Source organism: Dyadobacter fermentans DSM 18053 (genome assembly GCF_000023125.1).
Classification (GTDB): domain Bacteria; phylum Bacteroidota; class Bacteroidia; order Cytophagales; family Spirosomataceae; genus Dyadobacter; species Dyadobacter fermentans.
This window is the reverse complement of the sequence record NC_013037.1, coordinates 3864901-3891051: the sequence shown is the minus strand read 5'-3', so window position 1 is coordinate 3891051 and position 26151 is coordinate 3864901. Positions and strand designations below refer to the sequence as shown.

Annotated in this window: 22 protein-coding genes; 19 read left to right on the top strand and 3 right to left on the bottom strand. The window is 53.1% G+C overall.

Going from position 1 to position 26151, the window contains the following annotated elements; translation table 11 throughout:
• Positions 1-26: 26 nt before the first annotated feature.
• The 17 genes from DFER_RS15745 (at position 27) to DFER_RS15665 (ending at position 18791) form a co-directional block, all read left to right on the top strand.
• Complete coding sequence (locus DFER_RS15745; protein ID WP_015812638.1) at positions 27-1463, top strand: phytoene desaturase family protein; 1437 nt, start codon at positions 27-29, stop codon at positions 1461-1463.
• A gap of 16 nt (positions 1464-1479) precedes the next feature.
• The gene (locus DFER_RS15740) at positions 1480-2565 is read left to right on the top strand and encodes a formylglycine-generating enzyme family protein (RefSeq protein WP_050774701.1); all 1086 of its coding nucleotides are present in this window, start codon (positions 1480-1482) and stop codon (positions 2563-2565) included.
• Between the two features lie 23 nt (positions 2566-2588).
• Entirely contained in the window at positions 2589-3158 is a 570-nt protein-coding gene (locus tag DFER_RS15735) for an RBBP9/YdeN family alpha/beta hydrolase (RefSeq protein ID WP_015812636.1), read from the top strand.
• A 116-nt stretch (positions 3159-3274) separates the two neighbouring features.
• Positions 3275-3874, top strand: a complete 600-nt coding sequence (locus DFER_RS15730; RefSeq protein WP_015812635.1) for a YceI family protein — start codon at positions 3275-3277, stop codon at positions 3872-3874.
• A 137-nt stretch (positions 3875-4011) separates the two neighbouring features.
• Positions 4012-5160 carry a beta-1,2-mannosidase gene (locus DFER_RS15725; protein WP_015812634.1) on the top strand — a complete coding sequence of 383 codons (1149 nt, stop codon included), beginning with the start codon at positions 4012-4014 and terminating at the stop codon, positions 5158-5160.
• 214 nt (positions 5161-5374) lie between these two features.
• Positions 5375-6112: a 3-keto-disaccharide hydrolase gene (locus DFER_RS15720; RefSeq protein ID WP_050774760.1), complete on the top strand. Its 738-nt coding sequence runs from the start codon at positions 5375-5377 to the stop codon at positions 6110-6112.
• Between the two features lie 98 nt (positions 6113-6210).
• Entirely contained in the window at positions 6211-7062 is an 852-nt protein-coding gene (locus DFER_RS15715; protein ID WP_015812632.1) for a sugar phosphate isomerase/epimerase family protein, read from the top strand.
• A 25-nt stretch (positions 7063-7087) separates the two neighbouring features.
• Positions 7088-8140 carry a ThuA domain-containing protein gene (locus tag DFER_RS15710; protein WP_015812631.1) on the top strand — a complete coding sequence of 351 codons (1053 nt, stop codon included), beginning with the start codon at positions 7088-7090 and terminating at the stop codon, positions 8138-8140.
• Positions 8141-8171: 31 nt separating this feature from the next.
• Positions 8172-8999: a sugar phosphate isomerase/epimerase family protein gene (locus tag DFER_RS15705; protein ID WP_015812630.1), complete on the top strand. Its 828-nt coding sequence runs from the start codon at positions 8172-8174 to the stop codon at positions 8997-8999.
• 161 nt (positions 9000-9160) lie between these two features.
• On the top strand, positions 9161-9973 hold the full coding sequence (locus DFER_RS15700) for an alpha/beta fold hydrolase (RefSeq protein WP_015812629.1): 813 nt from the start codon (positions 9161-9163) through the stop codon (positions 9971-9973).
• Positions 9974-10060: 87 nt separating this feature from the next.
• On the top strand, positions 10061-11158 hold the full coding sequence (locus DFER_RS15695; protein WP_015812628.1) for an aldose 1-epimerase family protein: 1098 nt from the start codon (positions 10061-10063) through the stop codon (positions 11156-11158).
• A 78-nt stretch (positions 11159-11236) separates the two neighbouring features.
• The gene (locus tag DFER_RS15690; RefSeq protein WP_015812627.1) at positions 11237-12451 is read left to right on the top strand and encodes a class I mannose-6-phosphate isomerase; all 1215 of its coding nucleotides are present in this window, start codon (positions 11237-11239) and stop codon (positions 12449-12451) included.
• 180 nt (positions 12452-12631) lie between these two features.
• Entirely contained in the window at positions 12632-13666 is a 1035-nt protein-coding gene (locus DFER_RS15685) for a TIM barrel protein (protein ID WP_015812626.1), read from the top strand.
• A 204-nt stretch (positions 13667-13870) separates the two neighbouring features.
• Positions 13871-15031, top strand: a complete 1161-nt coding sequence (locus DFER_RS15680; RefSeq protein ID WP_015812625.1) for a Gfo/Idh/MocA family protein — start codon at positions 13871-13873, stop codon at positions 15029-15031.
• A 76-nt stretch (positions 15032-15107) separates the two neighbouring features.
• The gene (locus DFER_RS15675) at positions 15108-16610 is read left to right on the top strand and encodes a sugar ABC transporter ATP-binding protein (protein WP_015812624.1); all 1503 of its coding nucleotides are present in this window, start codon (positions 15108-15110) and stop codon (positions 16608-16610) included.
• A gap of 214 nt (positions 16611-16824) precedes the next feature.
• Positions 16825-17757 carry an ABC transporter permease gene (locus DFER_RS15670; RefSeq protein ID WP_015812623.1) on the top strand — a complete coding sequence of 311 codons (933 nt, stop codon included), beginning with the start codon at positions 16825-16827 and terminating at the stop codon, positions 17755-17757.
• A 101-nt stretch (positions 17758-17858) separates the two neighbouring features.
• On the top strand, positions 17859-18791 hold the full coding sequence (locus DFER_RS15665; protein WP_015812622.1) for a sugar ABC transporter substrate-binding protein: 933 nt from the start codon (positions 17859-17861) through the stop codon (positions 18789-18791).
• Between the two features lies 1 nt (position 18792).
• Here DFER_RS15665 and DFER_RS30150 read toward each other — a convergent pair whose 3' ends face one another.
• Positions 18793-18942: a hypothetical protein gene (locus DFER_RS30150; protein WP_187293387.1), complete on the bottom strand. Its 150-nt coding sequence runs from the start codon at positions 18940-18942 to the stop codon at positions 18793-18795.
• Positions 18926-19387, bottom strand: coding sequence for a DUF6934 family protein (locus DFER_RS15660; RefSeq protein WP_015812621.1), 462 nt, complete (start codon positions 19385-19387; stop codon positions 18926-18928). Before DFER_RS15660 ends, DFER_RS30150 begins: the two co-directional genes overlap by 17 nt.
• Before the next feature lie 160 nt (positions 19388-19547).
• Here DFER_RS15660 and DFER_RS15655 point away from each other — a divergent pair, with 160 nt between their 5' ends.
• Together DFER_RS15655 and DFER_RS15650 are read left to right on the top strand one after the other, a co-directional pair.
• On the top strand, positions 19548-20915 hold the full coding sequence (locus DFER_RS15655; RefSeq protein ID WP_015812620.1) for a Gfo/Idh/MocA family protein: 1368 nt from the start codon (positions 19548-19550) through the stop codon (positions 20913-20915).
• Positions 20916-21122: 207 nt separating this feature from the next.
• On the top strand, positions 21123-21698 hold the full coding sequence (locus tag DFER_RS15650) for a DUF4136 domain-containing protein (protein WP_015812619.1): 576 nt from the start codon (positions 21123-21125) through the stop codon (positions 21696-21698).
• A 69-nt stretch (positions 21699-21767) separates the two neighbouring features.
• Here the strand turns inward: DFER_RS15650 and DFER_RS15645 are convergent, their stop codons facing one another.
• Positions 21768-26150 carry an efflux RND transporter permease subunit gene (locus DFER_RS15645; RefSeq protein ID WP_015812618.1) on the bottom strand — a complete coding sequence of 1461 codons (4383 nt, stop codon included), beginning with the start codon at positions 26148-26150 and terminating at the stop codon, positions 21768-21770.
• Position 26151 lies beyond the last annotated feature (1 nt).

Below are 26151 nucleotides of genomic sequence, written 5' to 3'. Positions count from 1 at the left end.
ACACTTCCAGAGCGGATACTTCCCGAGTGAAGACCCCGGAATATGATGCGGTGGTGGTCGGCTCGGGCCCGAACGGGCTTGCAGCGGCTATTACGTTGCAGGAAGCGGGGCTGTCGGTGCTGGTGGTGGAAGGCAAGGATACGATCGGCGGCGGAATGCGTACTGCTGAACTAACGTTGCCTGGTTTTCGCCACGATATCTGTTCGGCTGTTCACCCGATGGCGCTAATGTCGCCGTTTTTCGCCCGGTTACCGCTCGCCGATTTTGGATTGCGGTTTGTACAGCCGACGCACGACGCGGCCCACCCGCTGGATGGCGGAAGGGTAGCGGTGCTCGACCAGTCGGTAGAATCGACGGCCCGACAGTTGGGTGCCGACGGCGACACCTACCGCAAGTGGATGGGCAGCCTGCTCGACTCCATTCCAAAACTGCTGCCGGCATTGCTGGGCCCGCTCCAATGGCCAGAAGAGCCATTCCGGCTGGCGGGATTCGGATTGCAGGCATTGCCGCCGGCGACATGGACAGCGGCACGGTTCAAAACCGCGGAAGGACGTGCATTGTGGGCCGGAATGGCCGCACATTCGATCCAGCCGCTTGGCAACCTCGCAACGTCGGCATTTGGCATCATGCTCATGGCGGCAGCGCATATTAAAGGCTGGGTGATCCCCGTGGGCGGTAGCCAAAGTATTGCCGACGCACTCGCCGCCTATTTCCGGTCACTTGGCGGGGAAATCCGGACAGGCTGGATGGTGGCCTCGGCGGATGAGCTGCCGTCGTCGAAAGTGATACTGATGGACGTAACGCCCAGGCAACTGGTCCGCATTGCGGGCAGCAGGCTGAGTTCGTCGTACAAGCGCCGGCTCGGAACCTACCGGCAGGGTCCGGGGATATTTAAGGTGGATTGGGCATTAAACGAGCCGATCCCGTTCCAGCGCGAGGAATGCCGGGGAGCCGGCACGGTGCATCTGGGCAACACATTTGAAGAAATTGTGCGGTACGAACGCAATGTAGGAAACGGTAAGCGCGGCGAAAAGCCATTCGCATTGGTAGCGCAGCAAAGTGTTTTTGACAAAACCCGCGCACCCGAAGGCAAACATACCGCCTGGGCTTACTGCCACGTGCCCAACGGCGACGACCGCGATATGACCGACGCCCTGGAAAGCCAGATCGAGCGGTATGCGCCCGGTTTCAGGGATGTGATCCTGGCAAAGCATGCCACCAATGCCAGCGCTTTTGAACAATATAATCCAAACTATATCGGCGGCGACATTAACGGCGGTATTCAGGATATTTGGCAATTGTATTCACGTCCGGTGGTGAGTGTCTCGCCTTACCGGACGTCGGCGGACGACATTTACATCTGCTCATCGTCCACACCTCCGGGCGGGGGCGTGCATGGCATGTGCGGGTACCACGCGGCCCGGCAGGCATTGAAGGACGTTTTTAAAGTTAAAATAGGGTAATTGGGTTTAAAGGAATATGGAGTTTACAATAAAAGGTTTTTGTGGGATGGTGGGCCTGATGGCCGTGACGTTGCTAGGCTGCGAAAGCAAACAAAGCGCCGAGGAAAAGCGGAAAGCCGATAGCCTTGCTGCCTGCATTGCCGATGGAATGCCCACGCGCGCAGCGGCGATCCGCAATGCGAGCCACGTAGCCGAAGGTGCAGGGGATACCACGGAAATGGTGTGGCTATCCGGCGGCAAGTTTCTGATGGGCGCCGACGAGTTCCCCGATTCGCGTCCCATGCACGAGGTGACTATCAATGGATTTTACATGGACGCCCACGAGGTGACCAACGCCGAATTCGCCGCTTTTGTGAAAGCCACCAACTATAAAACCGTAGCCGAACGCCCGCTCAACCCCGCGGACTACCCCGGCGTGCCGGCCGACAAGCTGGTTCCGGGTTCGGCGGTGTTCACGCCCACGCCAACGCGTGTGAGCCTGGACAACCCGCTGCAATGGTGGAATTACGTGCCGGGAGCCAACTGGGCCCATCCCGAAGGACCTTCCAGCTCGATCAAAGGACGTGAAAACTATCCGGTGGTGCACGTATCGTACGAAGATGCGGCCGCTTATGCCAAATGGGCCGGAAAAAGACTGCCTACCGAAGCGGAATGGGAGTTTGCGGCGCAGGGCGGCAAGGGAAATCATACCTATTACTGGGGCGAGGAACTGAAACCGGGCGGTAAATGGGTTGCCAATATTTACCAGGGCAGCTTTCCCGATAAAAATACGAAAGAAGACGGCTACCTCACCGCCGCGCCGATCCGCTCGTTCCCGGCCAATCCCTATGGCCTCTACGATATGGACGGCAATGTGTGGGAATGGTGCGAGGACCTCTACCGGCCGGATTACTATCAGAAAAGTCCGGGCGTGAACCCAAGAGGCCCGTCTGACAGTTACGATCCCGACGAGCCGGGAGCCGTGAAGCGCGTGCAGCGCGGCGGATCGTTCCTGTGCAGCGACGACTATTGCATTCGCTACAAGGCGGGCAGCCGCGGAAAAGGAGAGGTGACCAGCGGCAGCAACAACCTCGGTTTCCGCTGTGTGATGGATAAAAAATGATCAGTTAACAAACCGATAAAGCTATGAGTATGCGCTTTCTGACCGTACCCGGCCTTGCGAGCTCCGGCCCGCAGCACTGGCAAACCATCTGGGAAGAGCAATATCCCGACCGTTTCGACCGCGTGCGGCAGGCCAACTGGGACTGGCCCGTTAAGGAGGATTGGGTGGGGCAGCTGCAAAAGCAGATCAGCGAACTCACCGGACCGACGATCCTCGTGGCGCACAGCCTGGGTTGCATTACCGTGGCGCATTGGGCGCAGGAATTCAGTTCGGAGCACATTAAGGGCGCATTACTGGTGGCGCCGGCAGATGCGGAGCTCTCCAAACGCCTGAATTTTGTGGTCGGTTTTACGCCTATCCCGGTGCGCGCTATCCCGTTTAAAACGATTGTGGTGGCGAGTACGAACGACATTTACGCAACCATTACCCGGTCGAAAGTATTCGCGGCGAATTGGGGCAGCGATTTTATCAATATTGGCAAAAAAGGCCATATCAATGCAGTTTCAGGGCTGGAAGATTGGACAGAGGGCAAGAAGATTTTGGAACATTTTGAAAGCGTGAAATTGCTCGAAAGCGAGGCAACGCGCTCCTGATAAATGACGTATACGATTGTTAAAGCCTGTTAATGATTTGTTAAGTCCTTTTAATTCTTCATATCTTTCAAAACAATTCTTCTACACTTTAAACGATTGAAATTATTATGAAAAGAATGTTTGTACTCGCAGCAGCTGGTTTGCTTTTCAATGTTGCTGCTATTGCCAACGGTCCTGGAAAAAATGCTGCCGACAAAACACTGAAGGTAGATCCCAAAGCAAGCACCATCAACTGGGGCGCTAAAAAGGTGACAGGAACGCACGCCGGAACGGTGCCTCTGGAAAGCGGTACGCTCGTGGTGGATAACGACAAACTCAAAGGAGGAAGTTTTGTAGCCGACATCAAATCGCTGGTTGTAACCGACGTTACCGACAAGGAAATGAACGGAAAATTGACCAATCACCTCAAAAGCGACGACTTCTTCTCGGTTGAAAAACACCCGCAGGCGAAACTGGTGATTTCATCGGTAACACCCAAAGGGGGCAATGCTTATGACGTAACCGGCAAGCTCACCATTAAGGGCATTACGCAGGACGTGAAATTCCCCGCAACCGTAACAGCCGACGCCAAAAAAGTGACTGCCAATGCGAAAGTTTCGATCGACCGTACGAAATATGACATCAAATTCCGCTCGACGAACTTCTTCGAAAACCTGGGCGACAAGGCGATCGACAATGACTTTACGCTAGACGTAAATCTGGTTGCGAACAAATAATCATCAGATATTTAAAAGACACCAAATCCGGTTTGAGCGATCAGACCGGATTTTTTATTGCCCTCGCCGCATACCGTCCGGCATTGCCCGAAATGCTTATATTTGAAAAAATTGATTCGATAACTGATAGAAATTCTATGAAAAATTTTATCGCTGGTTTCGCTATATGCACATCGATCCTGACCGGTCAGGCGTTTGCCCAAACCGAAAATAAACTACCCGACTGGGCATTCGGCGGTTTTAAGCGCCCTGCCGGCGTGAACCCCGTCGTTTCGCCCGACAGCACCACACGCTTCTTTTGTCCGATGAACAAACGCGAGGTCGATTGGGAATCGAACGACACATTTAACCCTGCCGCGACCATGAAAAACGGCAAGATCGTAGTGCTTTACCGCGCCGAGGACAAAGCCGGCAAGGCAATCGGCATGCGCACCTCGCGGCTGGGCTATGCGGAGAGCGAGGACGGCATTCATTTCAAAAGAAGAAAAGAACCGGTGCTCTTCCCGGCCGAAGACAGCCAGAAAGCCAACGAATGGCCCGGCGGCTGCGAAGATCCGCGCGTTGCGGTTACGGAGGATGGGCTGTACGTCGTGATTTACACACAATGGAACAAAGACAAGGCGCGCCTTGGTGTGGCCACATCCCGCGATTTGCTCAAATGGGACAAGCAAGGTCCTGCATTTGCGAAAGCGTACGGCGGGAAATTCAATAATATCTGGACAAAATCGGGCTCGATTCTTACCAAACTCGTGGGCGACAAACAGGTGATTGCCAAAGTCAACGGCAAATACTGGCTCTATTTCGGCGAAGCGAATGTGAACATCGCCACCTCTACCGACCTGTTGAACTGGGAGCCGGTAGTGGACAGCAAAGGCGATTTGATTAACCTTATTTCCCCCAGAAAAGGCTATTTCGATAGCAACCTCACCGAATGCGGCCCCCCGGCTATACTCACCGACAAGGGCATTGTACTACTCTATAACGGCAAAAACGACAAAGGCGAAGATGGCGACAAGCGCTTCACTCCCAACAGCTACTGTGCCGGGCAGGTATTGTTTGACAAGAACGATCCTACCAAAGTGCTCGCTCGCCTCGATACGCCGTTTTTCCGCCCGATGGAGCCTTTTGAAAAAAGCGGACAATACGTGGCCGGGACGGTTTTTATTGAAGGAATGGTGTACCACAAGAAGAAATGGCTGCTCTACTACGGCTGCGCCGATTCGCGCGTGGGCGTTGCCGAGTTCGACCCTTCCAGAAAAGCCCCGGGCGATCCTATTCCGAACTAGCCTCCGGTACGGCTCTCCGGCCGGGCACTCCGGCCGGGCAGGTTAGTACAGGATAGTGCAACAGATATTTTTAGGAATTTTTGGATATTAATTTCTGCTTTTTTAAGAGAAATAAATATTCCAATAGCCCTTGTAGTAAGGGAAGTCAGTTGTTCAGGAGTCACTAAACCTATAAATGCGATCAAAAATGAGTTTCAGATTTATCAAGGCCGGAATGCTCCTGGCCGCCGTGATGACCCTCACAAGCCAGGTCGACACATTTGCTCAAAAAGCTGAAAAAGGCTTCAAATCCATTTTCGATGGAAAAACGCTCAAAGGCTGGGACGGCGATCCGAAATACTGGCGCGTTGAAAACGGCAATCTGGTAGGCGAGATCACTCCTGAGACGCTTCTGAAAACGAACTCATTCATCATCTGGCGCGGCGGCGAGCCCGGCGATTTCGAGCTCAAAGGCTCTTTCAAAATCGCAGCTGCGGGAAACTCCGGCATTAATTACCGCTCCGAGCAGCTCACCGACGTGCCTTTTGCATTGAAAGGCTACCAGGCGGATATCGATGGTAAAAACAACTACACCGGCCAGAATTACGAAGAACGCAAGCGCACCACACTGGCCTACCGCGGCCAGAAAACGGTGATCAAGGAATACACCGGCGACAAAACACCCGAAGGCGTCCGCAAAAACGTGTCGAAAAACGCCTGGACCGGCTTCGAAGTGGTAGGTTCGCTCGGATCTTCCGACTCTTTGAAGACATTGATCAAGAGTGAAGACTGGAACACTTTCCACCTGGTAGTGAAGGGAAACCGCCTGCAACACTACATTAATGACGTCCTGATGAGCGATGTTACCGACAATGACACGGTAAATGGCGCCAAAAAAGGCCTTTTAGGAGTACAGGTGCACGTAGGGCCGCCTATGAAAGTGGAATACAAAGACCTGCGCATCAAACAATAATAGTTAGAACATCGGCTGTCGGCCGTCGGCCTTTGGCTTGATGTAAAACCTTTAACGTAAAGCTTATAGCCTAAGGCTTAAAGCATAAAGCCTTCATAATGAATAAAATCGGATTTAATGTGCTGGCCTGGACGGCGGCAGTTTCGGATGACCTGTTTCCGATCATCGAAAGACTGAAAACGATTGGTTACGACGGTGCCGAGTTTTATTTAGGACCCCAGGAAGCAGCGGCTTACCAGCGAATGGGCAGTTTTGTAAAAGACCTGGGTCTTGAAACCACCGCGGTAATGACGCTCGGAGCCGATGAAAACCCGGTAAGCGACTCGATTGAAGTTCGGCAGAAAGCGCTGGACAAGATCAAATGGGCGGTGGACCGCGCGCATGATCTCAATTCAAAAGTGATTTGCGGGCCGTTCCATTCGGCGCACACGGTGTTTGTGAACCGCCCCGCCGAAGACCGGGAATATGCATTGGCCGGCGAAGTGCTGAATGCCGCCGCTGAGTATGCCGCACAAGCTAACATCACCTTTGCATTGGAAGCGCTCAACCGGTTTGAATGCTATTTGTGCAATACCATGGAGCAGCTGCTCAAACTCGTGAAAGCCGCCGACCATCCCAACGTGCGGGCGATGTTTGACACGCACCATTCCAATATCGAGGAAAAAAGCTATCTGAACGGATTGCAGACGATCCAGCCAGTCCTCGCGCACGTGCACATCAGCGAAAATGACCGCGGTACGCCGGGCACAGGCCAGGTGAAATGGGACGACGCATTTGCTGCCTTGGCAGCGATCAAATATGACGGCTGGCTGACGATCGAGGCATTTTCACGCAACGATCCGGGCTTTGCGAATGCGATCGGCGTTTGGCGGGAGTTTAACGAGCCGTGGGACATTGCGGAAAACGGCTACAAATTCATCCGCGAAATGAGCCTGAAACACGGGCTCTGATCAACCACATTTTCCAGTCGGGTTTATGAAAAATCTTTTGAAATCAATGCTGGCGCTCGGCATTGCACTGGTAACCTTCGCCTCGAATGCGCAGGACAATCCCGCGAAACACCGCGTGGTGTACAAAGGCGACAAGGGGCCTGGCGTGGGCAAAAACATCGTTTTCATCGCCACCGACCACGAATACCGTGGCGAAGAATCGCTTCCGGCGCTCGCGCGCATTATGGCGAAGAAGTACGGGTTCACCTGCACCGTCGTGTACGCGCTCGATTCCAATGGCTACATTTACCCCGGCAGTTCGAATGTAAAAGGCCTCGACGTGCTCGAAAAGGCCGATCTGATGGTGCTGTTCATGCGTTTCGCGCATTTCAGCGACCAGGAAATGCAGCATTTTGACAATTACCTCAAACGCGGTGGGCCCATCGTGGCATTCCGCACTTCCACCCACGCATTCGAAATCAAAAACGACCCGAAGTGGGAGCATTACACCTGGAATTACAAAGGTCCGAAAACGGCCTGGAAAGATGGTTTCGGGGAACATATTTTGGGTGAGACCTGGGTGTCGCATTACGGGACTAACCATAAACAATCGTCCAAAATCATCATCGACGAAGCGCAGAAAAGCCATCCGATCATGCGCGGCGTGAAAGACATGTGGGTGCAATCGGGCGGCTACACCGCTGAGCCGAAAGGCACCGTGCTCGCTAAAGGCCAGGTACTGAATGGTATGACGGCCGATTCTCCTGCCGATCCAACAAAGGAATTGTTGCCCGTTGCCTGGATCCGCGATTACCAGATGGAAGGCGGCAAAAAAGGCCGCGCGTTTACGACTACGCATGGTGCTTCCGAGGATTTGCTCAATGACGGCTTCCGTAGAATGATCGTGAATGCGATGTTCTGGGGGCTGGGGCAGGAAAACGCTATCAAACCTAACAATGACATTGCTTTTGTGGGCCCGTACAAGCCTACCACATTCAATTTCAGCGGGTACAAAGCCAATGTGAAGCCTTCCGACCTGGCGGGCTGGGATTCGCTCATTATGCCGGGCGAGGTAGTGAAGAAGAAGAAGTCGAAGTGATTTTTTATCAATCGAAAAAATAAACTTTTTAATGTCTAAGCAACTTCCATTCCGCTTTGGGTCAGAGGTTTACACCTGGTTCATGAGCAACAGCGGCCAAACGCACCAGGGCCGGTTAGGACATATGATCGAAGTGATCGCGAAAGCGGGCTTTACCGGCATTCAGCCGATTTTCACCTGGATGGGCGACCTCCAGGACCCCGACCTGCTCGAAGCCAAATTGAAAGAACAGGGCATCGAACTCGCCGCATTGGCCCTCGCATTGGATTGGAATGAAGCCGAAGAAACCGACCGCGAACGGGAAGTGGCCGACCACGCCATCCGCGTGCTGCAACGCTTCCCCGGCGCCGTGCTCAACACCGTACAAATCCCGACGGGCCGGCATAACATTGAAGAGCGCCAGAAACGCCTGATCAACATCGTGAACACGGTATCGCGCCGTGCCGCCGAAAAAGGCGTGCCGTGCAGCTACCACCCCAACTCGCCGCACAGCTCCATTATCCGCACCGAAGAAGATTACAAAATCGTGCTCGGCGGCCTGGATGCGTCGGTAACCGGCTGGACGCCCGATGTGGGCCACATCATCAACGGCGGTATGGACCCGCTCACGAAAATGAAAGAATACCAGTCGCTCATCAACCACGTTCATTACAAGGATTGGGACGGAAACCCCGAATTCACCCTGATGGGCAAGGGCAAAGTAGACCTGCTCGGCGTGACCCAATGGCTGAAAGACATCAATTACACCGGCTGGATCATCTGCGAAGACGAAGGCGAAGAAGCCCTGGAAGACCCCGATTTCGTGACATTGCACGACGGAAAGTGGATTCAGGAGGAGTTGGTGCCGGGGCTGCGCTAGACTTCGGCGGTCGGCTAGGTACTTCGGCTGTCGGCTATCGGCAGTCGGCTAGGTACTTTGGCTGTCAGCTTTCGGCAGTCAGACATTTGGATTCTTTTAGTTAAAATCAACATTACAAAAAAGCGGACGGCCGATAGCCGAAAGCCGACTGCCATAAAAACATGCCCACCATCAAAACCAACGGTATCAACTTTTATTACGAAGAACGCGGTTCTGGCGAGCCTTTGTTGCTTATTATGGGCATCACGGCGCCGGGTGCTGTGTGGAATGTGCACGTGGCTGACTGGAAGCATCATTTTCGGTGCATTATCGGCGATAACCGCGGCGTGGGGCTTACCGACAAGCCGGCCGGGCCGTATTCAACCGAGCAAATGGCGGATGACTATGCCGGTTTGCTGGATTCTTTGGAATTGGAGAATGCGCATGTGGTAGGATGCTCAATGGGCAGCACCATTGCCCAGCAGCTCGCGATCCGGCATCCGAAAAAGGTGAAATCGCTGGTACTAATGTGCCCCTGGGCGCGCTGCGACAATTATGCAAAAGGGCTTTTCCAGCATATTATGAATGCCAAGGCGCGTTTCCGGCCGGAGGAATTCAGCCTGTACATTCAGTTGCTGATCTTTTCAAAATCGTCGTGGGACGATGCGAAACAGCATGAAGACCTGGAAAACGGGCGCCGGATTGACGCGTTTAATCCGTTTCCGCAGCCGCTGCACGGGCTCGAAGGGCAGGCCGCGGCTTGCATTAATCACAATGCATTGCCCGATTTGGGCCAGATCAATGCGCCAACATTGGTGATAGGGGGTAAAGAAGACATTTTTACGCCGGTATGGATGGCCGAAGAGGTCGCAGGCGGCATTCCGGGTGCTGAGCTGCACTTGTACGATAAGCTCGGGCACGCATTCCATTTTGAAAATACCGAAGATTTCAATGCCCGTGTGAGGAACTGGCTGAGCCGCGTGCCGGTGGCCTGATCCCGCATTTTTTCAATTAAAAGCATTAAAACAAGGCATTTTGCGCCTTTTTCAGGTTTAGACAATTATTAGTTTAATTAAGATATAATGGAGATTGGCGATTGGAAAGGCATTGAAAAGCAAGCAGAAGACTGGAAGAACAAGGTGTCGAACCCCATTCAGGTGGGCGGCATCGAAACCTCGGTGCTCGACAATGGCGCCGGGCGCGGTACCCGCATTGCGTGGATTAATACCGGCGGTGGGCTGCGCTTCAAAGTCGTGATCGACCGCGCGATGGACATTGCCGAGGCATTTTACAACCAGCACAGCCTGGCGTGGATCAGCCACGGCGGCGTTACTTCGCCGCAACCGTTTTCCGATAAAGGCATCGACTGGCTCCGAACATTCGGCGGAGGCCTGCTCACGACCTGCGGCCTCTCGCACGCGGGCGGACCTGAGTCGGACGAGTACGGCGACCGCGGCTTGCACGGCCTGATCGGCAACCAGCCCGCGGAGATCATTTCCATCATCCAGCCTGACCTGCGTGCCGGGAAATATGAGATGAGCATCACCGGCATTATCCGCGAAACGCGGCCATTCGGACCCAGTTTGGAGCTGAAAAGAACCATTTCCGCCACATTGGGCGAAGCAAAGCTGCGTATTCACGACGAGGTGATCAACAAAGCCAACACCGCCGCGCCGCATATGCTGCTGTACCATTTCAACTTCGGCTGGCCGCTGGTCGACGAAGGTGCGGACATTCTCTGGAACGGTCAATGGCACCCGCGCCACGGCGAAGGGAATGCGAAGATTTTCAAAGAGGGAAATGCATTCAAAAAAGTGCCTGCGCCGCTGGAATCGCATTTGGGCAGCGGCGAGGAGGTGGCGCTGATCGACGTGGATGCTGATATTTTCGGTGACAGCATTTGTGGATTGCGCAATGAGCAGCTCGGACTGGCTGTCGCATTGAAATTCAAAAAAGAACAACTGCCCTGGCTCGCCAACTGGCAGCATTGGGGCAAAGGCGAATACGTGACGGGCATCGAGCCGAGCACACACCCGCTTTCAGGTCAGGCCAAAGCGCGGGAAGACGGGACATTGATTTTCCTAGAACCCGAAGAAACCAGAGAATACGACCTCGAACTGAGCGTGCTAACGGCGAAGGAAGAGATCGAGGAGTTTGAATTAAAGGTGAATGTATCGTAGGAGTTTTAAATGAATTTATAACCCGGTGCAGCGCACCATAATATTTGTACCAAAAACCAATTCTTTAATACAAAAACAATGGGACTTTCAAGTATAGCTGAGAAGGCATTGGAGCAGGGGAAAGGCATTTTGCGGCTGGCGCCGACCTGGGTGCCGCGTTCGTTTTGCGTTCCCGGCCGCAGGATCAAATTGCACCCCGACGATTATTACATATTGGGTGGAGAGCGTGGAGGTATCGATGAGCGTTGGTTGTCGTCCACAACTCCGGCGGAAAACGGGCCGCTTACCGGCGAAAATGAAGGTTTGAGCCAAATCGTTCTGGAAGATGAATCGGGCGTTCAAAAAGTGACCTTGCGTGACGCGGTAGCAGAGCTGAAAGGCCAGATTATAGGCGACAGGCTGTGGGATCAATACCAAAGCTGGCCGATGTACTCCAAGTTTTTTGACAATATGGGGCCGCTTCCACACCACATTCACCACCGCGACGAGCACGCTGCGATGGTGGGCCAGAACGGCAAGCCGGAAGCCTACTATTTCCCGCCGCAGCTGAACAACCACGGTGGCGATTTTCCTTACACATTCATTGGAATCGCGCCCGGCACGACCAAAGAGCAGATCAAGGAGTGCCTGATGAACTTCACCAAGGGTGATAACAAGATTACCAATTATTCCCAGGCGTTCCGTCTGGAACCGGGAACAGGCTGGGATGTGCCTCCGGGCATGCTCCACGCGCCGGGCAGCTTGTGTACTTATGAGCCTCAAAAAGCCTCAGATATTTTCGCAATGTATCAATCGCTTGTGAATGAAGCAGTTATTCCGGAGGAATTGCTTTGGAAAGGCACACCAAAAGACCGGATCGGCGATTACGACCTGCTCATGGAAGTGATCGACTGGGATTTGAATGTAAATCCTAATCTGATGGAAAAACACTTCATGCGTCCGAAACCGGTGAAAGATGTGGCTGAAATGGAGGCCGAAGGATACAGCGAAAACTGGATTTGCTATAAAAATGAGGCCTACAGCGCCAAGGAACTGACCGTCTTCCCGGGACAAACTGTAACCATCAAAGACGGCGGAGCATACGGAATGATCGTGATGCAGGGCCACGGCAAATTCGGTGTGTGGGATATCGAAACCCCTGCATTGATCCGCTACGGGCAGCTCACCAACGACGAATATTTCGTAACCGAAGCAGCTGCGGTAGAAGGTGTTACGATCAGTAACCCATCGAAAACCGACCCGATCGTGATCTTGAAACACTTCGGTCCGGGTAATCCTGATTTAGTATTGTAGAAGCCCCGGCGGGGCACCCTGTTTCTAGCAAACCGTAAGAATTGAATTTCTAAGACTCCATCGGAGTCGCCTGACACACAGGAGGCACCTACGGAGCCAGACATCAAATCAAACATTGTTGCTATAAACAGGGGGCTCCTCCGGAGCTATTTTTCTGTAAAAACTAAAATTCCTTAAACCATGCCTGAAAATAATTTCCCCAAGCTCCACAATGCCACATGGCCTGGCATCGTAGGTAAAGGTTCTGATTCAGAGCCGATTATTCCTTTTGATACATTGCTCGAAAAAACCGCCGCTGCGGAAGTGGATGGCGTGAAATTCGATGGCGTCGATATCGGTTTGTTCGATGAGCATATCGGTGAATACCTGAATAGCGCCGACGGCGGGAAGCGCCTGGCCGACAAGCTGGCAGGATACAACCTCGAAGCAGGAAGCTTGGTTGCCAATGTGTGGGCCGGTTCGGCTATGGGTAGCAAGGATGCCCGCGACACATTTGTGGAGCAGGTGCGTAAAGCATGCGAGTTCGGTAAGCAACTTCGCGACGTTGGCGTGCGTCAGGGCGGCGTGATCCGCATTGACTCTGCCGCTTCGCCCGAAGCATGGTCGGCCGATCCGAAAGGCAATACCAAACAGATCGCAGAAACTTTCCGTCGCGCTGCCGATGTAGCCGCCGATTTTGGTGAAAGACTGGCCGCCGAAGGCGAGATCTGCTGGGGCGGGATGCATAGCTGGAAGGCGATGATCGACACGCTGGAAGAGACCGATCGTCCGAATGTCGGTTTCCAGGCAGATATGTCGCATACATTCCTGTATTTGCTCGGTTACAATGCGCCGGAAGACCGCATTCTGCCGGCAGATTTCCAGTGGGACGACCGCGCTACATTGGACGAAGCATTCAAGAAAATGACCGCCGCGCTGCGTCCGTGGACCATCGATTTTCACGTAGCACAAAACGACGGAACCGTGCACGGCACAGGCTCGCACGACAAAACCGGCCGCCACTGCCTCGCGACCGATCCGAACGGCAAGCTCGACATCGTACACCACGCCGGCTTCTGGCTCCGCGACGAAAAAGGCGAGCTCACCAAAGCATTCCGCCACATCTGCTGGGACGGCTGTATGTTCCCGAACGAGGTGATGTACAAGCAGGAAACCTGGAACGACATCCTCGCCGCACTGGTAAAAGTGCGCAATGCGCATGGGTGGAAGGCGTAAAAAAACTTCGGCAGTCGGCTATCAGCTATCGGCTTGTTTTCGATGGTTGACATCCGATTGCTGCAAATATTTTAAGAGAGCCGACAGCCGAAAGCCGACGGCCGAAGTACATTTCAAAACCAAGCCAAAACCAACGGCCGAAGTACATTTCAAAATCAAAAGCCGAAAGCCGAAAGCCGACGGCCGATAGCCATTTTAACTCCAATGTCTGAAAAAAAACAAATCCGCGTTGCCCTGATCGGTTCCGGTTTGATGGGCCGCACGCATACCAATGGTTATAAAAGAATCGGGGACTTTTTTCCTGAGCTTGAATATCGCCCTGTTTTGGCGGCAGTTTGTTCCCGTAACGAGGAGAAAGTGAAGGCTTTCGCCGAGCAATGGGGCTACGAATCGTACGAAACAGACTGGCGCAAGATCATCGAGCGCGACGATATCGACGCGGTGGACATTTGTACGCCGAATGATACCCACGCCGAAATCGCATTGGCAGCGGCTGCGAAGGGCAAAATGATCCTTTGCGAAAAACCGCTGGCGCGCACATTGGCAGAGGCAAAAACGATGGTGGAAGCCATTGAGGCGGCTGGCGTGAAAAACACGGTTTGGTACAACTACCGCCGAGTGCCTGCGGTGACTTTGGCAAAACAAATCGTGGATTCAGGTAAGCTGGGCCGCATTTTCCACTACCGCGCCAACTTCCTCCAAGACTGGACGATCAGCCCGGATGTACCGCAGGGCGGAACAGCTACGTGGCGCCTCGATGTAGACGCGGCGGGTTCCGGAGTGACCGGCGATTTGCTCGCGCATTGTATCGACACCGCGATGTGGATCAATGGCGGTATTAAGGACGTATCGGCTGTGGCTGAGACGTTTATCAAGGAGCGCAAGCATGCAGGCACTGGCGAAGTGCAGAAAGTAGGCATCGACGATGCTTGTATTTTCCACTGCCACTTCGACAACGGCTCGCTCGGTTTGTTCGAATCGACGCGCTATGCACGTGGGCACAAGGCACTTTATACGTTTGAAATCAATGGCGAACATGCGTCGATCCGCTGGGATTTGCATGATATGAACCGCCTCGAATTCTTCGACCACGACGATCAGTCGATCGTGCGCGGATGGCGTTCGATCCTCGTGACCGACGGCGACCAGCCTTACATGAAGCGCTGGTGGATTCCGGGAACGAGCATTGGCTACGAGCATTCGTTCGTACACCAGGCGGCGGATTTCTTCGAAAGCCTGCAAACCGGCAAACCTTGCTCGCCGACTTTCCGCGATGCTTATGAGACACAGAAAGTGTGCGAAGCGGTGCTGGAATCGGCTGCTTCCAAAAGCTGGAAAGATACTGGCGTGAATTGGGAGGGTTAATCCAATAATGCATTCATAATCTGAGGCTTTGACCATTTTCTGCGGGATTGGTCGAAGCCTCAGTTTCGATACTGCTATGTCCGATCACATTCTGAGGGTTAGGGAAATTTCGAAGTCGTTTTCCGGCGTGAAAGCGCTGGATAACATTCATTTTGACCTCAAAAAAGGCGAAGTACACGCCCTGATGGGTGAAAATGGGGCTGGGAAATCCACTTTCATGAAAATCCTGATCGGGTTGGTGACGCCCGATTCCGGTGAGGTTTTGCTTGAAAACGACAACCTTGTCGGCCACAATGTGAATGAGACTTTGAAAAAAGGCATTTCCATGATCCACCAGGAAATCCTGATCGTTCCGGAACTGACCGTGGCGCAGAATATTTTTTTGGGACGAGAAAGGGAGGTTTCGGGGAAGCGCGGAATCCTGTCGGCCTGGCTGAATGACAGCGAAATCAACCAGCGTGCGGCTGCCTTGCTTGACCGAATGGGTGTTAATATCGCTCCAAAGGCTAAGATGAAGCACCTCAGCGTGGCACAGATGCAGATGGTAGAAATCGCGAAAGCCGTTTCCAACAATGCAAAAGTGATCATCATGGACGAACCTACGTCGGCGATTTCGGACAAAGAAGTGGCGACGCTGTTCCAGATCATCCGCGATTTGAAAGCACAGGGCGTGAGCATTATTTACATTTCCCACAAAATGGACGAGATATTCCAAATCTCGGACACTATCACCGTGCTCCGCGATGGGAAGTATATTGGTACCAAAGGCGCCGCCGAGCTGGACCACCACGCATTGATTGCTATGATGGTGGGTCGGGAAATCGATCAGATGTTCCCCGAAGCCACGCAGCCGGTGGGGCCGGAAGTGCTTTCTGTGCGGAACCTGGGCAAGGCAGGTAAGTTTTCAAACATTAGTTTTCATGTAAAATCGGGTGAAATACTGGGGCTGGCAGGGCTAATGGGCGCTGGCAGGACCGAGATCGCAAGGGCCATATTTGGATTGGATCAGTGGGATGAGGGAGAGGTTATGATTAAAACGATACCATTTCTTGCACGCACGCCGCGGGAAGCCATCGACCGTGGGATCGGGTATGTGAGCGAGGACAGGAAAGCGCTTGGATTTATTCCCAGAATGTCCGTAAAGGATAACATCACGCTTTCGAGCATGAACAATCACCGCAAAGGCGGCTTTATCAACACACACAGTGAGCAATCGGTTACCGAAAAAATGATCGCCGATTTGAAGATCAAAACGGCCGGAACCGGTCAGCATGTTACTTATTTAAGTGGCGGAAACCAGCAAAAAGTCGTCATCGGCAAAGTGCTGCTGGCCTCCCCCGAAATCATCATCCTCGACGAGCCGACGCGCGGCGTAGACGTTGGGGCGAAATTTGAAATATATAAACTAATCCGCAGCCTCGCCGACCGCGGGATGGCCGTGATCATGATCTCATCCGAACTCCCCGAAATCCTCGGCCTCAGCGACCGCATTCTGGTATTATCCAAAGGCAAACAAACAGCGCTGCTGTCCAAGACCGAAGCGACGCAGGAGGTGATTATGCGGTATGCGGTGGCTTAGGGGCTATCGGCTGTCGGCTGTCGGTGTCGGTGTCGGCTTTCGGCTGTCGGTGTCGGTGTCGGTGTCGGCTTTCGGCTTTGGCTTTCGGCTTTGGCTTTCGGCTTTCGGCTTTCGGCTTTCGGCTTTAGGCTTTAGGCTTAGTTTTTAGGTTACAATTTATAATATTCAGATCAAAAAGCCGACTGCCGAAAGCCGACAGCCGAAGTCTTAAAATATGAACAACCTCTCCAAACTAAGCCAGTACGGCATTTTTCTCGCATTTGCATTGATATGCCTCGTGCTCGCATTGAGTACACCCAAGTTCTTTACTGTTTCCAACCTTTTGATCATTGGTAACCAGGTTTCGATCAATGCGTTGCTGGCATTCGGCGTCACGTTTGTGATTATTACCGGTGGTATTGACCTATCCCTCGGCTCGATGGTGGCGGTAACCGGCGTTGTCGCAGCCACATTTGCGCATCCGGATACTTATCCATTGGTGGTGCCGCTGCTGGCTGGATTAGCAGCCGGTTCGGCGATGGGCGCATTCAACGGGCTTGTGATTACCAAAAGTAAGGTGCCGCCGTTCATCGTTACGCTCGGTACGATGACGATCGGCCGCGGGCTCGCATTGATCCTGAGCAAAGGCAGGCCGGTTTCGAACCTTTCCGATGGATTCAATTTTATCGGTGGAGGAAATATAGCCGGCATCCCGTTTCCGATTATCATACTTTTCGTGGCATTCGCGGTTTGTTCGGTTGTGTTGAATAAAACTGTGCTGGGGCGCTACATGTATGCGGTCGGGGGTAATGAGCCTGCGGCGCGCGCGTCGGGCATACGCGTGAGCCGGGTGAAAATGTGGGTATATACTATTTGCGGATTGCTTTCTGCATTGGGCGGTATCCTGCTCACATCGCGCATTACCACCGGTCAGCCCAATGCCGGAGCCGGTTTCGAGCTGGATGCCATCGCTGCGGCGATTATCGGCGGTACGAGCACTTCCGGCGGCACAGGCACCATGACGGGCACCTTGATCGGCGCCTTACTGATCGGCGTGATCAGCAACAGCCTTGATCTGCTGAATGTGACGTCTTATTACCAGCAGGTGGTCATGGGCGTGATCATTATCGGGGCTGTGGTGCTGGATGGGGTTGGGAAGAAGGATTGAAAAGGAAAATGGAGGAAAGGGAGGATGGAGGAAGGATTTTTTTTGAACGATTATACTATTAATATAAACTTGGCGGCTGATGGCCGGATGCCGATAGCAATATGAAACGCAACGCAATTTTCGCAACTCTGATCGCCGCTGCACTGCTGGCGGGATGTAATCAATCTTCTGACAACGAGTCCGGCGGCGACAACCTAGTGATCGGCGCCACGATGTTGAGCATGCAGAACGAGTTTATCGTGAATGTGAGCGACGCAATGGAAGCAAAGGCGAAGGAAATGGGTGTGGAGCTGATCACGGTGGACGCCGAACGGTCGGCATTGAAGCAGGTGGAGCAGGTAGAGAGCTTTATCGGCCAGGGCGTGGACGCCATCATCATGAACCCTGCCGAGGTGGAAGCGAGCTCGCCGGCCATTAAGCTGGCTATGGACGCCAAGATTCCAATCATCAACGTCAATTCCGAAACCTCTGCCAAACCGACTGCATTCGTAGGCTCGGACGATACCGAATCGGCGCGCATTGCGATGAAATACATTGCCGAAAAGCTCGGCGGCAAGGGCAACATCCTCATGATGCACGGTTTCATGGGCCAGGCGGCGCAGATCAAGCGCGATAACGGGGCCAAGGATATCCTCAAAGCCAATCCGGGTCTGAAACTCCTCGCCGAGCAATCCGGCGAATGGGACCGCGCGAAAGGCATGTCACTCACCGAAAACTGGATTCAATCCTACGGCGACAAAATCAATGCCATCTTTGCACAGAACGACGAAATGGGCATGGGCGCAGTGAAGGCCCTGGAAGCGGCTGGCTTGAAAGGTAAGGTGCTGGTAGTGAGCGTCGACGCTATCCCCGACGCATTGCAGGCTGTGAAAAAGGGAACGCTGGATGCCACTGTTTTTCAAAACGCCAAAGAACAGGGCGGAAAGGCGATTGAAACGGCGGTGAAGGCGGCTAAGAAAGAGGCCTTTGAGAAGGAGGTGCTGATTCCTTTTCAGCTGGTGGATAAGGGGAACGTTGAGGGGTTTTTGAAATAGGCTATCGTTTTAATGCACGAAGCCTTTCGAGTCCTCCGCTTTCAATAAACTCCCGGGAAGCTTCCATCTTTTCTTTAATAATAACTTGTACCCGAGGGTCAGAAAGCACTCGTTTTTTGCGTTCTTCAAATGTTTCAGTTTGAGTCTTCATTAGGTCTGAGTTTAAGCGTATAAACCATGTACACCCTGTTGGCAGCAAAGGGCTCAGCGAATGCGCCGTTGCTTCCATAAATTTCGTAATACTTCTCAATATTTGAAAGCTCCCGGCCAATGATAATTCTGTACAATCGGTTCTTTGCTGGTGTATTAGCCTGTATTTGTATTTCTGCATCCGGACGTTTATCAAGAAAGAGTCGGATGCATTCTGCCACTGTCGCCATGACTTTTTTCAGATCGAGACTATTATCACCTGACGCACTATCGCTAATATCACCATTCGGAAGAATATCCACTAGCGCAAGGTTAAACACCCGATTCCTTTGAGGAAACTCCGTAAAAATCACTGATTTTCGGATTAATCTTTCATTTCTGACATTCAAAAATTCAAAATAAAGCCGATCATCATCGGTTTGAAAAGGATAAAATTCTAAATCCATACAATCGGGAGATAACTGGTACCATATCGAATGCAGGAAGTTGAGTGGCGATGTTTGGCAAATGTAAAATAATCCCCGCTTAAAAGTAAAACGCCACGCTTCCCGCGCTTTTACCGGCAGAACGCAGTTGCCTGTTTCCTAAAACCAATCAAAATCAAGAATGAATACTTTCAATATCAACCGTCGTAGCTTCATGCACGGGGCCACGGCTGCATTGGCACTTTCTACTTTCGGAGCGCAGGGAATGGACCTGATCAACCCCGCTAAAACATGGCGCGTCGGGCTGATCGGTACCGGTTGGTATGGTAAAAGCGACCTTTTCAGGCTTATTCAGGTGGCACCTGTGGAGGTGATCGCGCTGTGTGATGTCGATAAAAATCAATTGAACGAAGCGGGCAAGCTGGTAAGCCAACGGCAGAAATCGGGCAAGACGCCGAAGTTGTACGGCGACTATCAGAAGATGCTCGCCGAAAATGAAATGGATATCGTGCTCATCGGATCTCCCGACCATTGGCATGCCTTGCAGATGATCGACGCCGTGAAGGCAGGCGCACACGTGTACGTGCAGAAGCCGATCAGCGTGGACGTGATGGAGGGCGAGGCGATGGTAGCCGCGGCCCGCAAATACAAAAAAGTAGTGCAGGTAGGAACGCAGCGCAAAAGCACGCCGCATTTGATCGAAGCGAAGAAGAATATCGTGGATGCTGGCCTGCTGGGCAAGATTTCACACGTCGAAATGTGCTGCTACTACCACATGCGGGCCAATGGTAACCCGCCGGTGGAGGCCGTGCCCGATTACCTCGATTACGAAAAATGGACCGGTCCGGCACCCCTCCGGCCGTACGACGGCTCGCCCCACATCCGCTGGTGGAGGACGTTCATGGAATATGGTAACGGCATTACCGGCGATATGTGTGTGCACATGTTCGACACGGTGCGCTGGATGCTGAAACTAGGCTGGCCGAAAAAAATTACCTCGACCGGTGGTATTTATGTGCAGAAAGAGGGTAAATCCAATATATCGGATACGCAATCCGCCATTTTCGAATACGACGGCCTGAACTGCGTGTGGCAGCATCGCACCTGGGGAACGCCCAACAATCCCGATTATCCGTGGTCTTTCACGCTGTATGGCGAGAAAGGGACGCTTTGGGCAAGTACAATGGCCTATGATTTCATTCCGCAGGGAAAGGGAGAGAAAATTCACAAGGACGTCGTTTACGAAAAGGAAAAGTATCCCGAAGACCTGAAAGAAGACCGGATCGAGCTCAATGCTGCACCGGCAACGCGCCTGCATATGCTCGATTTCCTGAACGCCATTGAAAACAGCGGCAGGCCGGTGGCCGACATCGAGGAAGGCCATATTTCGACCGCCAGCTGTATTTTGGCAAATCTTTCGGTGAAAACCGGTCGTTCCATTGTTTATGATCCGATAAAACGCGAAATTGTGGGAGACAGAGAGGCGAATGGATTGCTGGCCCGTGCTTACCGGGCACCTTACAAACATCCTGACTATAAGCATGTCTAGGATCGGTCATTAAAGTTCGTGGTCCCTTATATATTCCCAGTACATCGCGTCCGGCCAACCCCGGGCGCGTTTTTGTTTATAGATTTTTCCGATCGATATATCAGTTTTAATTGTTTATAAGTTTAATAGATGTTTCGAGGAAATTTAAACCATTTACCCCCTGAAACTGTCAGAGTAATGTAACAAAACCAAACGTTCAAAAACACAATGAAAACCATAGTGAAGTTGATAAAGTCCGCTGGTGTAGCGGTTGTGGCGGGTGTATTCATGATGGCGTGCAGCAATGCCCTCCAAGTCAGTTACGATTACGACTCCTCGGTGAACCTGAAACAATTCAAGACCTTCAAAGTGGAGGCCGAGCATAATATGGAGCAGGACCCGCTGCTGGGTAGCGAATTGAACCGTCGCCGGTTGGGTGATGCGGTCGTAGAAGTGATGGAGGCCAAAGGCTACAAGATGGATACCAAAAATCCTGAAATCGTCGTGCGGTTTATGACGGATGTGAAAGATCGCCAGCAAGTGCGTTCCAACAACATGTACTCGCCTTACATGTGGTGGTACGGCGGAGGCAACAATATCTCCACCTATAATTACCAGGAAAGCCGTTTCATCCTGAACATCTACCAGAAAACCACCGAGCGGATGGTATGGCAAGGATGGGCTTCCGGCAAAGTAAAGGCGCCTACTAAAAAAGAAGATCAGAACACGATGATCAAAAACACGATGGCCGACATCCTGCGCTCATTCCCCGAAGCAACGGCGGATACTTACAGCAGGAAGTAGTGATTGCTTAAAAAAACAAAAAATGCCGGGCCTCAAACCCGGCATTTATTGTTGAGAATGGACTTAAACCTACAAATCCTCCCCATTCCGATACTCCTCCGATGCCTTCTTTACAATCGCATCGCCATCGTGCAGATCGCCGAAGACTTCTACCAGCGTGTCTACCACAACGCCGCGCTTGACTGGGACCCATTCGGCTTTTTTGCCTTTGTCGCGGATGACGAATACCTGCTCGCTGGAATTGACGACGGCCGTGGTGGGTACGAAGAGGGTGTTGCCTGTGCGCTCGGTGTTGAGCTGCACTTGCGCGTACATGCCGGCTTTCAGCTCATTGGAGCGGTTATTGACGTCGAATTCGGTCATCATCGAGCGGTTTTCTTCGGTTAATGTGCGCGAACTGCGGGCGTAAACGGCCTTGTACACTTTTTCGGGGCTGGCCGAAACGGTGAAGCTCACTTCGCCTTTGTTGGGAATGGCACTCGACATGTTTTCAGGAATCGCAAGTGTCAGGCGCAGTTTGGTATGATCTTCCAGAATGAACAACGGCTTCGCGCCACCTTCTCCCGGACCTACCAGCGCACCTGGGCTGATATTTCTTTCGGTAATAATGCCGTCGAACGGTGCCGTAACCGTCAGGTATCGGGATAGCTCCGTTTTGGTTTCCATGAATGACCTGGCGGCCTGTACGTTGCCTTTCGCAACCGACATGGCAGCGCTGTCTGCCGCGGCGCGGGCTTTGGCAAGGTCCAGCTCGTTGAGCGACACGGCGCCTTCCGTGCGGTTGGTTTTTTGCAATCTACTGTATGTCAATGCGGTGGCCTGGTAGCGCGTAGTGATTTCATGCAAGGCTGCTTCGGCGGCAATGAGCTGTGCTTTGGCCTGGCTGAGTTCCGAAATGACTTCCGGCGCTTCCAGCACCGACAGCACCTGGCCTTTTTTGACAAAAGTCCCGCGATCCACATTGACCGTTTTGACAAACCCCTTCACTTTTGGATGAATGCTCACCTTATTCCACGGCTTCAATTCACCGGGTAATGCTACTTGCCGGGCGGGCTTCATACTTTTCACGTAAGCCAGTTCCACAGCAGCCGATTCTTTTGCGCTACCCGCCGCGGCTTCGCCGGCGGATTTGGCTTCGTGGCTATCGCTCGTTTCGGCGGTGCTGCTGCATGCGCTCAGGCCGACGGCGACGGTGATCAGTATCAGGATGGATTTCAGGGTATTCATGGAAACGGATGTTTGGAGTTTTTTACGGAAAAAATTGCTTTCGGGATCTTCGGGATCGAGGGATACCGAGTTGACGGACGCTTTGCGCTGCACCAACGTGAATACGGCAGGCAAAATGAGCAGCGATGCCAATGTGGAGGCGATCAGCCCGCCGATTACCGCCTGTCCGAGCGGGGCAATCTGGTCGCCGCCTTCGCCCATGCCGGATGCCATCGGGACCATCCCGGCGATCATCGCGATACTCGTCATGAGGATCGGGCGGATACGGCTGCCAGCCGCGAGGGTGACCGCCTTATGCGCATCCTGCAATTGGAGGCGCAGGTTTTCGGCATTGGTCACCATCAGGATCGCATTCGCTACCGACACACCTACCGACATGATCAGCCCCATGTAGGATTGCAGGTTCAGTGTCGCGCCGGTGAGCAGGAGGAGGCCAATCGAGCCCACCACCACGGCCGGAATGGTGGAAAGTACCACCAGCGACAGTTTGAATGACTGATAAGTAGCCGCCAGCAACAAGAACATAATCACCACGGCGATCAGCAGGCCGGTTTGGAGGCTGCTCAATGTTTCGGTCAGCAGGTCGGTCTGGCCTTTTAATTCTACAATAACCCCGCGTGGCGACTCGCCTGCATTCTTAATCGCTTTCTGAACGGCGGTAGTGGCTGCACCGAGGTCTTTTTGATGAATGTTGGCCGTCACAGTCACGAGTCGGTTGGGGCCGGCGCGGTCGTATTCGCCGGGGGCGGTTTTTTCGGAAAATGTAGCCACATCGGCCAGCAATGGGTTGCTCACGCCGGTTTTCAATGGAATAGTACCAATGTCTTCGACGGAAGTCATCTGGTATTCCGGAATCTGGACCTGCACCTGGTAAGCGAGCCCTTTGGCGTCGTCGAGCCAGAGGTTTTTATCCGTAAAACGGCTGGACGACGTGGCTGCTACCATCGAGCGCGCCACTTGCGTAGAGGTAATGCCCAGCTGCCCTGCGCGTTCGCGGTCGATTTTTACATCCAGGACCGGGTATTCCAATGGCTGGGCGATCTGCACATCGCGGAGGAAAGCGATCTGCTCCATTTCCTTCCGGATTTTGCGGGCAAACCTTCCGGCTTCTTCTACATCCTTGGCCGCCACACTCACTTCGATCGGCGTAGAAGCGCCCTGGCTCATAATTTTGTCCACCAGCTCGATCGGTTCAAATGAAATGGCCAGATTCGGGATTTCCTTGGCGATCCGCGCACGCAGTTTTTCCTTTAATGCATCCATTCTCACCGGAAATTCTTCTTTTAACGACACCTGCAAAACCGCCTCGTGCGGGCCGCTGTTGAACACGAAAATGTTGGAAGTACCGTAGCTGGAAGGCACCGTGCCCACATAAGCCGACGATATCTCGACATTCCCCTTCCCGACCTCCGATTGAATCAGATTCAAAACCTTTAATGTAGCCTCTTCCGTACGTTCCACGCGCGTACCATCGGGCACCCGCATGCGCATTTGAAACTGGTGACTGTTGGCTTTCGGAAGAATGTCGGTGCCGATGAGGAAGAATCCGCCGACGATCAGTGCTATGGTGCCGACCAGGTATACCGGCACGATCAGGCGCTTGCCCATAATGCCGTTGAGCACGTTCAGGTATTTTAGTTTGAATTTTTCAAAACCGGTAGGGGGCAGCGACGGGTGCTCGCCTTCCTCAATCACATCCTTAATCTCCTGGCTATCCAATGCCAATGTGGGCGCCTCGTGGTGCGGATGGTCTTTCAAAAGCCAGTTTGCAAGCACGGGGACCAGGGTTTGAGAGAGCAAAAACGAAGCGATCATCGCAAAACCGACCGCCAGCGAGAGTGGTAAAAACATCGATCTTGGAATACCACTCATCACAAACGACGGCGCAAAAACGGCCAGGATCGCCAGCAAAATAAGGAATTCAGGGAATGCGATTTCCTTACAAGCATCCCAAATGGCCTGTTCCTTCGGTTTACCCATTTCCTGGTGCTGGTGAATGTTTTCGATTGTCACCGTCGCCTGGTCCACGAGCACGCCGATAGCCAATGCCAGCCCGCTCAATGTCATGATATTGATCGTTTGTCCAAATAAATTCATCAAAATCACCGCCGAAAGAATCGAAATCGGGATGGTGACGATCACGATGATCACGCTGCGCCAGTCGCGGAGGAAGAGCAGCACCATCAAACCGGTGAGCAATGCACCGAGAATACCCTCGGTAATCAGGCTTTTGAGCGAGTTGGTCACATACACCGACTGGTCGAATTCGTAGGAAATCTTCACATCCTCCGGCACCGCATTCCGTAATTGCGGCAATGCAGCCCGGATATTGTTCACCACATCCAGCGTCGACGCGTCAGATTTTTTCACTACCGGAATATAAACCGCCCGGCGGCCATTGATCAGCGCGTAGCTCACGGTAACATCAGCACCATCTTCCACCACGCCCACATCACGGATGAACACGGTAGGCCCGGCTCCCACGCGAATCGGGATGTTAAGGAAGTCTTCCGGTTTCTTAATGAGAGAGTTAACGGGCGTCATCAAAGTTTTGTCGCCCATGCGGATGTTACCGGCGGGGGAGGGCTGGTTGTTGGCAATGATGGATTTAATGACCTCTTCCGGGGTCAGATGGTAGCTTCTGATGCGCTCCGGGTCCACGCGCACGACGATCGTACGCTGGTTACCACCGAATGGCGGCGGGCTGGAAACGCCCTCGATCCGGCTGAACATCGGCCGCACACGCGACGAGGCGAAGTCCTGGATCTCGTTCAGCGAGCGGGAAGCGCTTTCGAAAACCATCTGCCCGATCGGCACTGAGCTCGCATCGAAACGGACTACCTGCGGAGGCACCGTGCCCTCGGGCATGTAGGCTTTCGCGCGGGAGACGTTGTTGGCAACCTCCGCAGCAGCCTGCGCCATGTCGGTACCGGGGTAGAATGACAGTTTGATCAGCGACAAACCCTGGATCGTTTTCACGTCCACATCGCGAATCCCCGACACATACAGAAAGTGGTCCTGGTAGCGCGTGGCGATGAAGCCGTCCATTTGGTCGGGAGCCATACCGCCGTAGGGCTGCACCACGTAAATGGTCGGTAAGTCGAGGTTTGGGAAAATATCGACCGGAATGCTCCGGATCGACAAAACCGAGAAAAATAGGATGCCGATCACGACCACCACGATAGAAATGGGCTGTCGGAGGGCAGTTCTGATGAGTTGATACATA

Bases quoted from the DNA above. Each gene is read 5' to 3' on its own strand.
- DFER_RS15645 (WP_015812618.1), bottom strand. From the start codon at position 26,150: ATGTATCAACTCATCAGAACTGCCCTCCGACAGCCCATTTCTATCGTG.
- DFER_RS15700 (WP_015812629.1), top strand. From the start codon at position 9,161: ATGCCCACCATCAAAACCAACGGTATCAACTTTTATTACGAAGAACGC.
- DFER_RS30150 (WP_187293387.1), bottom strand. From the start codon at position 18,942: ATGAAGACTCAAACTGAAACATTTGAAGAACGCAAAAAACGAGTGCTT.
- DFER_RS15680 (WP_015812625.1), top strand. From the start codon at position 13,871: ATGTCTGAAAAAAAACAAATCCGCGTTGCCCTGATCGGTTCCGGTTTG.
- DFER_RS15655 (WP_015812620.1), top strand. From the start codon at position 19,548: ATGAATACTTTCAATATCAACCGTCGTAGCTTCATGCACGGGGCCACG.
- DFER_RS15720 (WP_050774760.1), top strand. From the start codon at position 5,375: ATGCTCCTGGCCGCCGTGATGACCCTCACAAGCCAGGTCGACACATTT.
- DFER_RS15695 (WP_015812628.1), top strand. From the start codon at position 10,061: ATGGAGATTGGCGATTGGAAAGGCATTGAAAAGCAAGCAGAAGACTGG.
- DFER_RS15685 (WP_015812626.1), top strand. From the start codon at position 12,632: ATGCCTGAAAATAATTTCCCCAAGCTCCACAATGCCACATGGCCTGGC.
- DFER_RS15725 (WP_015812634.1), top strand. From the start codon at position 4,012: ATGAAAAATTTTATCGCTGGTTTCGCTATATGCACATCGATCCTGACC.
- DFER_RS15735 (WP_015812636.1), top strand. From the start codon at position 2,589: ATGAGTATGCGCTTTCTGACCGTACCCGGCCTTGCGAGCTCCGGCCCG.
- DFER_RS15670 (WP_015812623.1), top strand. From the start codon at position 16,825: ATGAACAACCTCTCCAAACTAAGCCAGTACGGCATTTTTCTCGCATTT.
- DFER_RS15675 (WP_015812624.1), top strand. From the start codon at position 15,108: ATGTCCGATCACATTCTGAGGGTTAGGGAAATTTCGAAGTCGTTTTCC.
- DFER_RS15730 (WP_015812635.1), top strand. From the start codon at position 3,275: ATGTTTGTACTCGCAGCAGCTGGTTTGCTTTTCAATGTTGCTGCTATT.
- DFER_RS15650 (WP_015812619.1), top strand. From the start codon at position 21,123: ATGAAAACCATAGTGAAGTTGATAAAGTCCGCTGGTGTAGCGGTTGTG.
- DFER_RS15705 (WP_015812630.1), top strand. From the start codon at position 8,172: ATGTCTAAGCAACTTCCATTCCGCTTTGGGTCAGAGGTTTACACCTGG.
- DFER_RS15665 (WP_015812622.1), top strand. From the start codon at position 17,859: ATGAAACGCAACGCAATTTTCGCAACTCTGATCGCCGCTGCACTGCTG.
- DFER_RS15740 (WP_050774701.1), top strand. From the start codon at position 1,480: ATGGAGTTTACAATAAAAGGTTTTTGTGGGATGGTGGGCCTGATGGCC.
- DFER_RS15710 (WP_015812631.1), top strand. From the start codon at position 7,088: ATGAAAAATCTTTTGAAATCAATGCTGGCGCTCGGCATTGCACTGGTA.
- DFER_RS15690 (WP_015812627.1), top strand. From the start codon at position 11,237: ATGGGACTTTCAAGTATAGCTGAGAAGGCATTGGAGCAGGGGAAAGGC.
- DFER_RS15715 (WP_015812632.1), top strand. From the start codon at position 6,211: ATGAATAAAATCGGATTTAATGTGCTGGCCTGGACGGCGGCAGTTTCG.
- DFER_RS15660 (WP_015812621.1), bottom strand. From the start codon at position 19,387: ATGGATTTAGAATTTTATCCTTTTCAAACCGATGATGATCGGCTTTAT.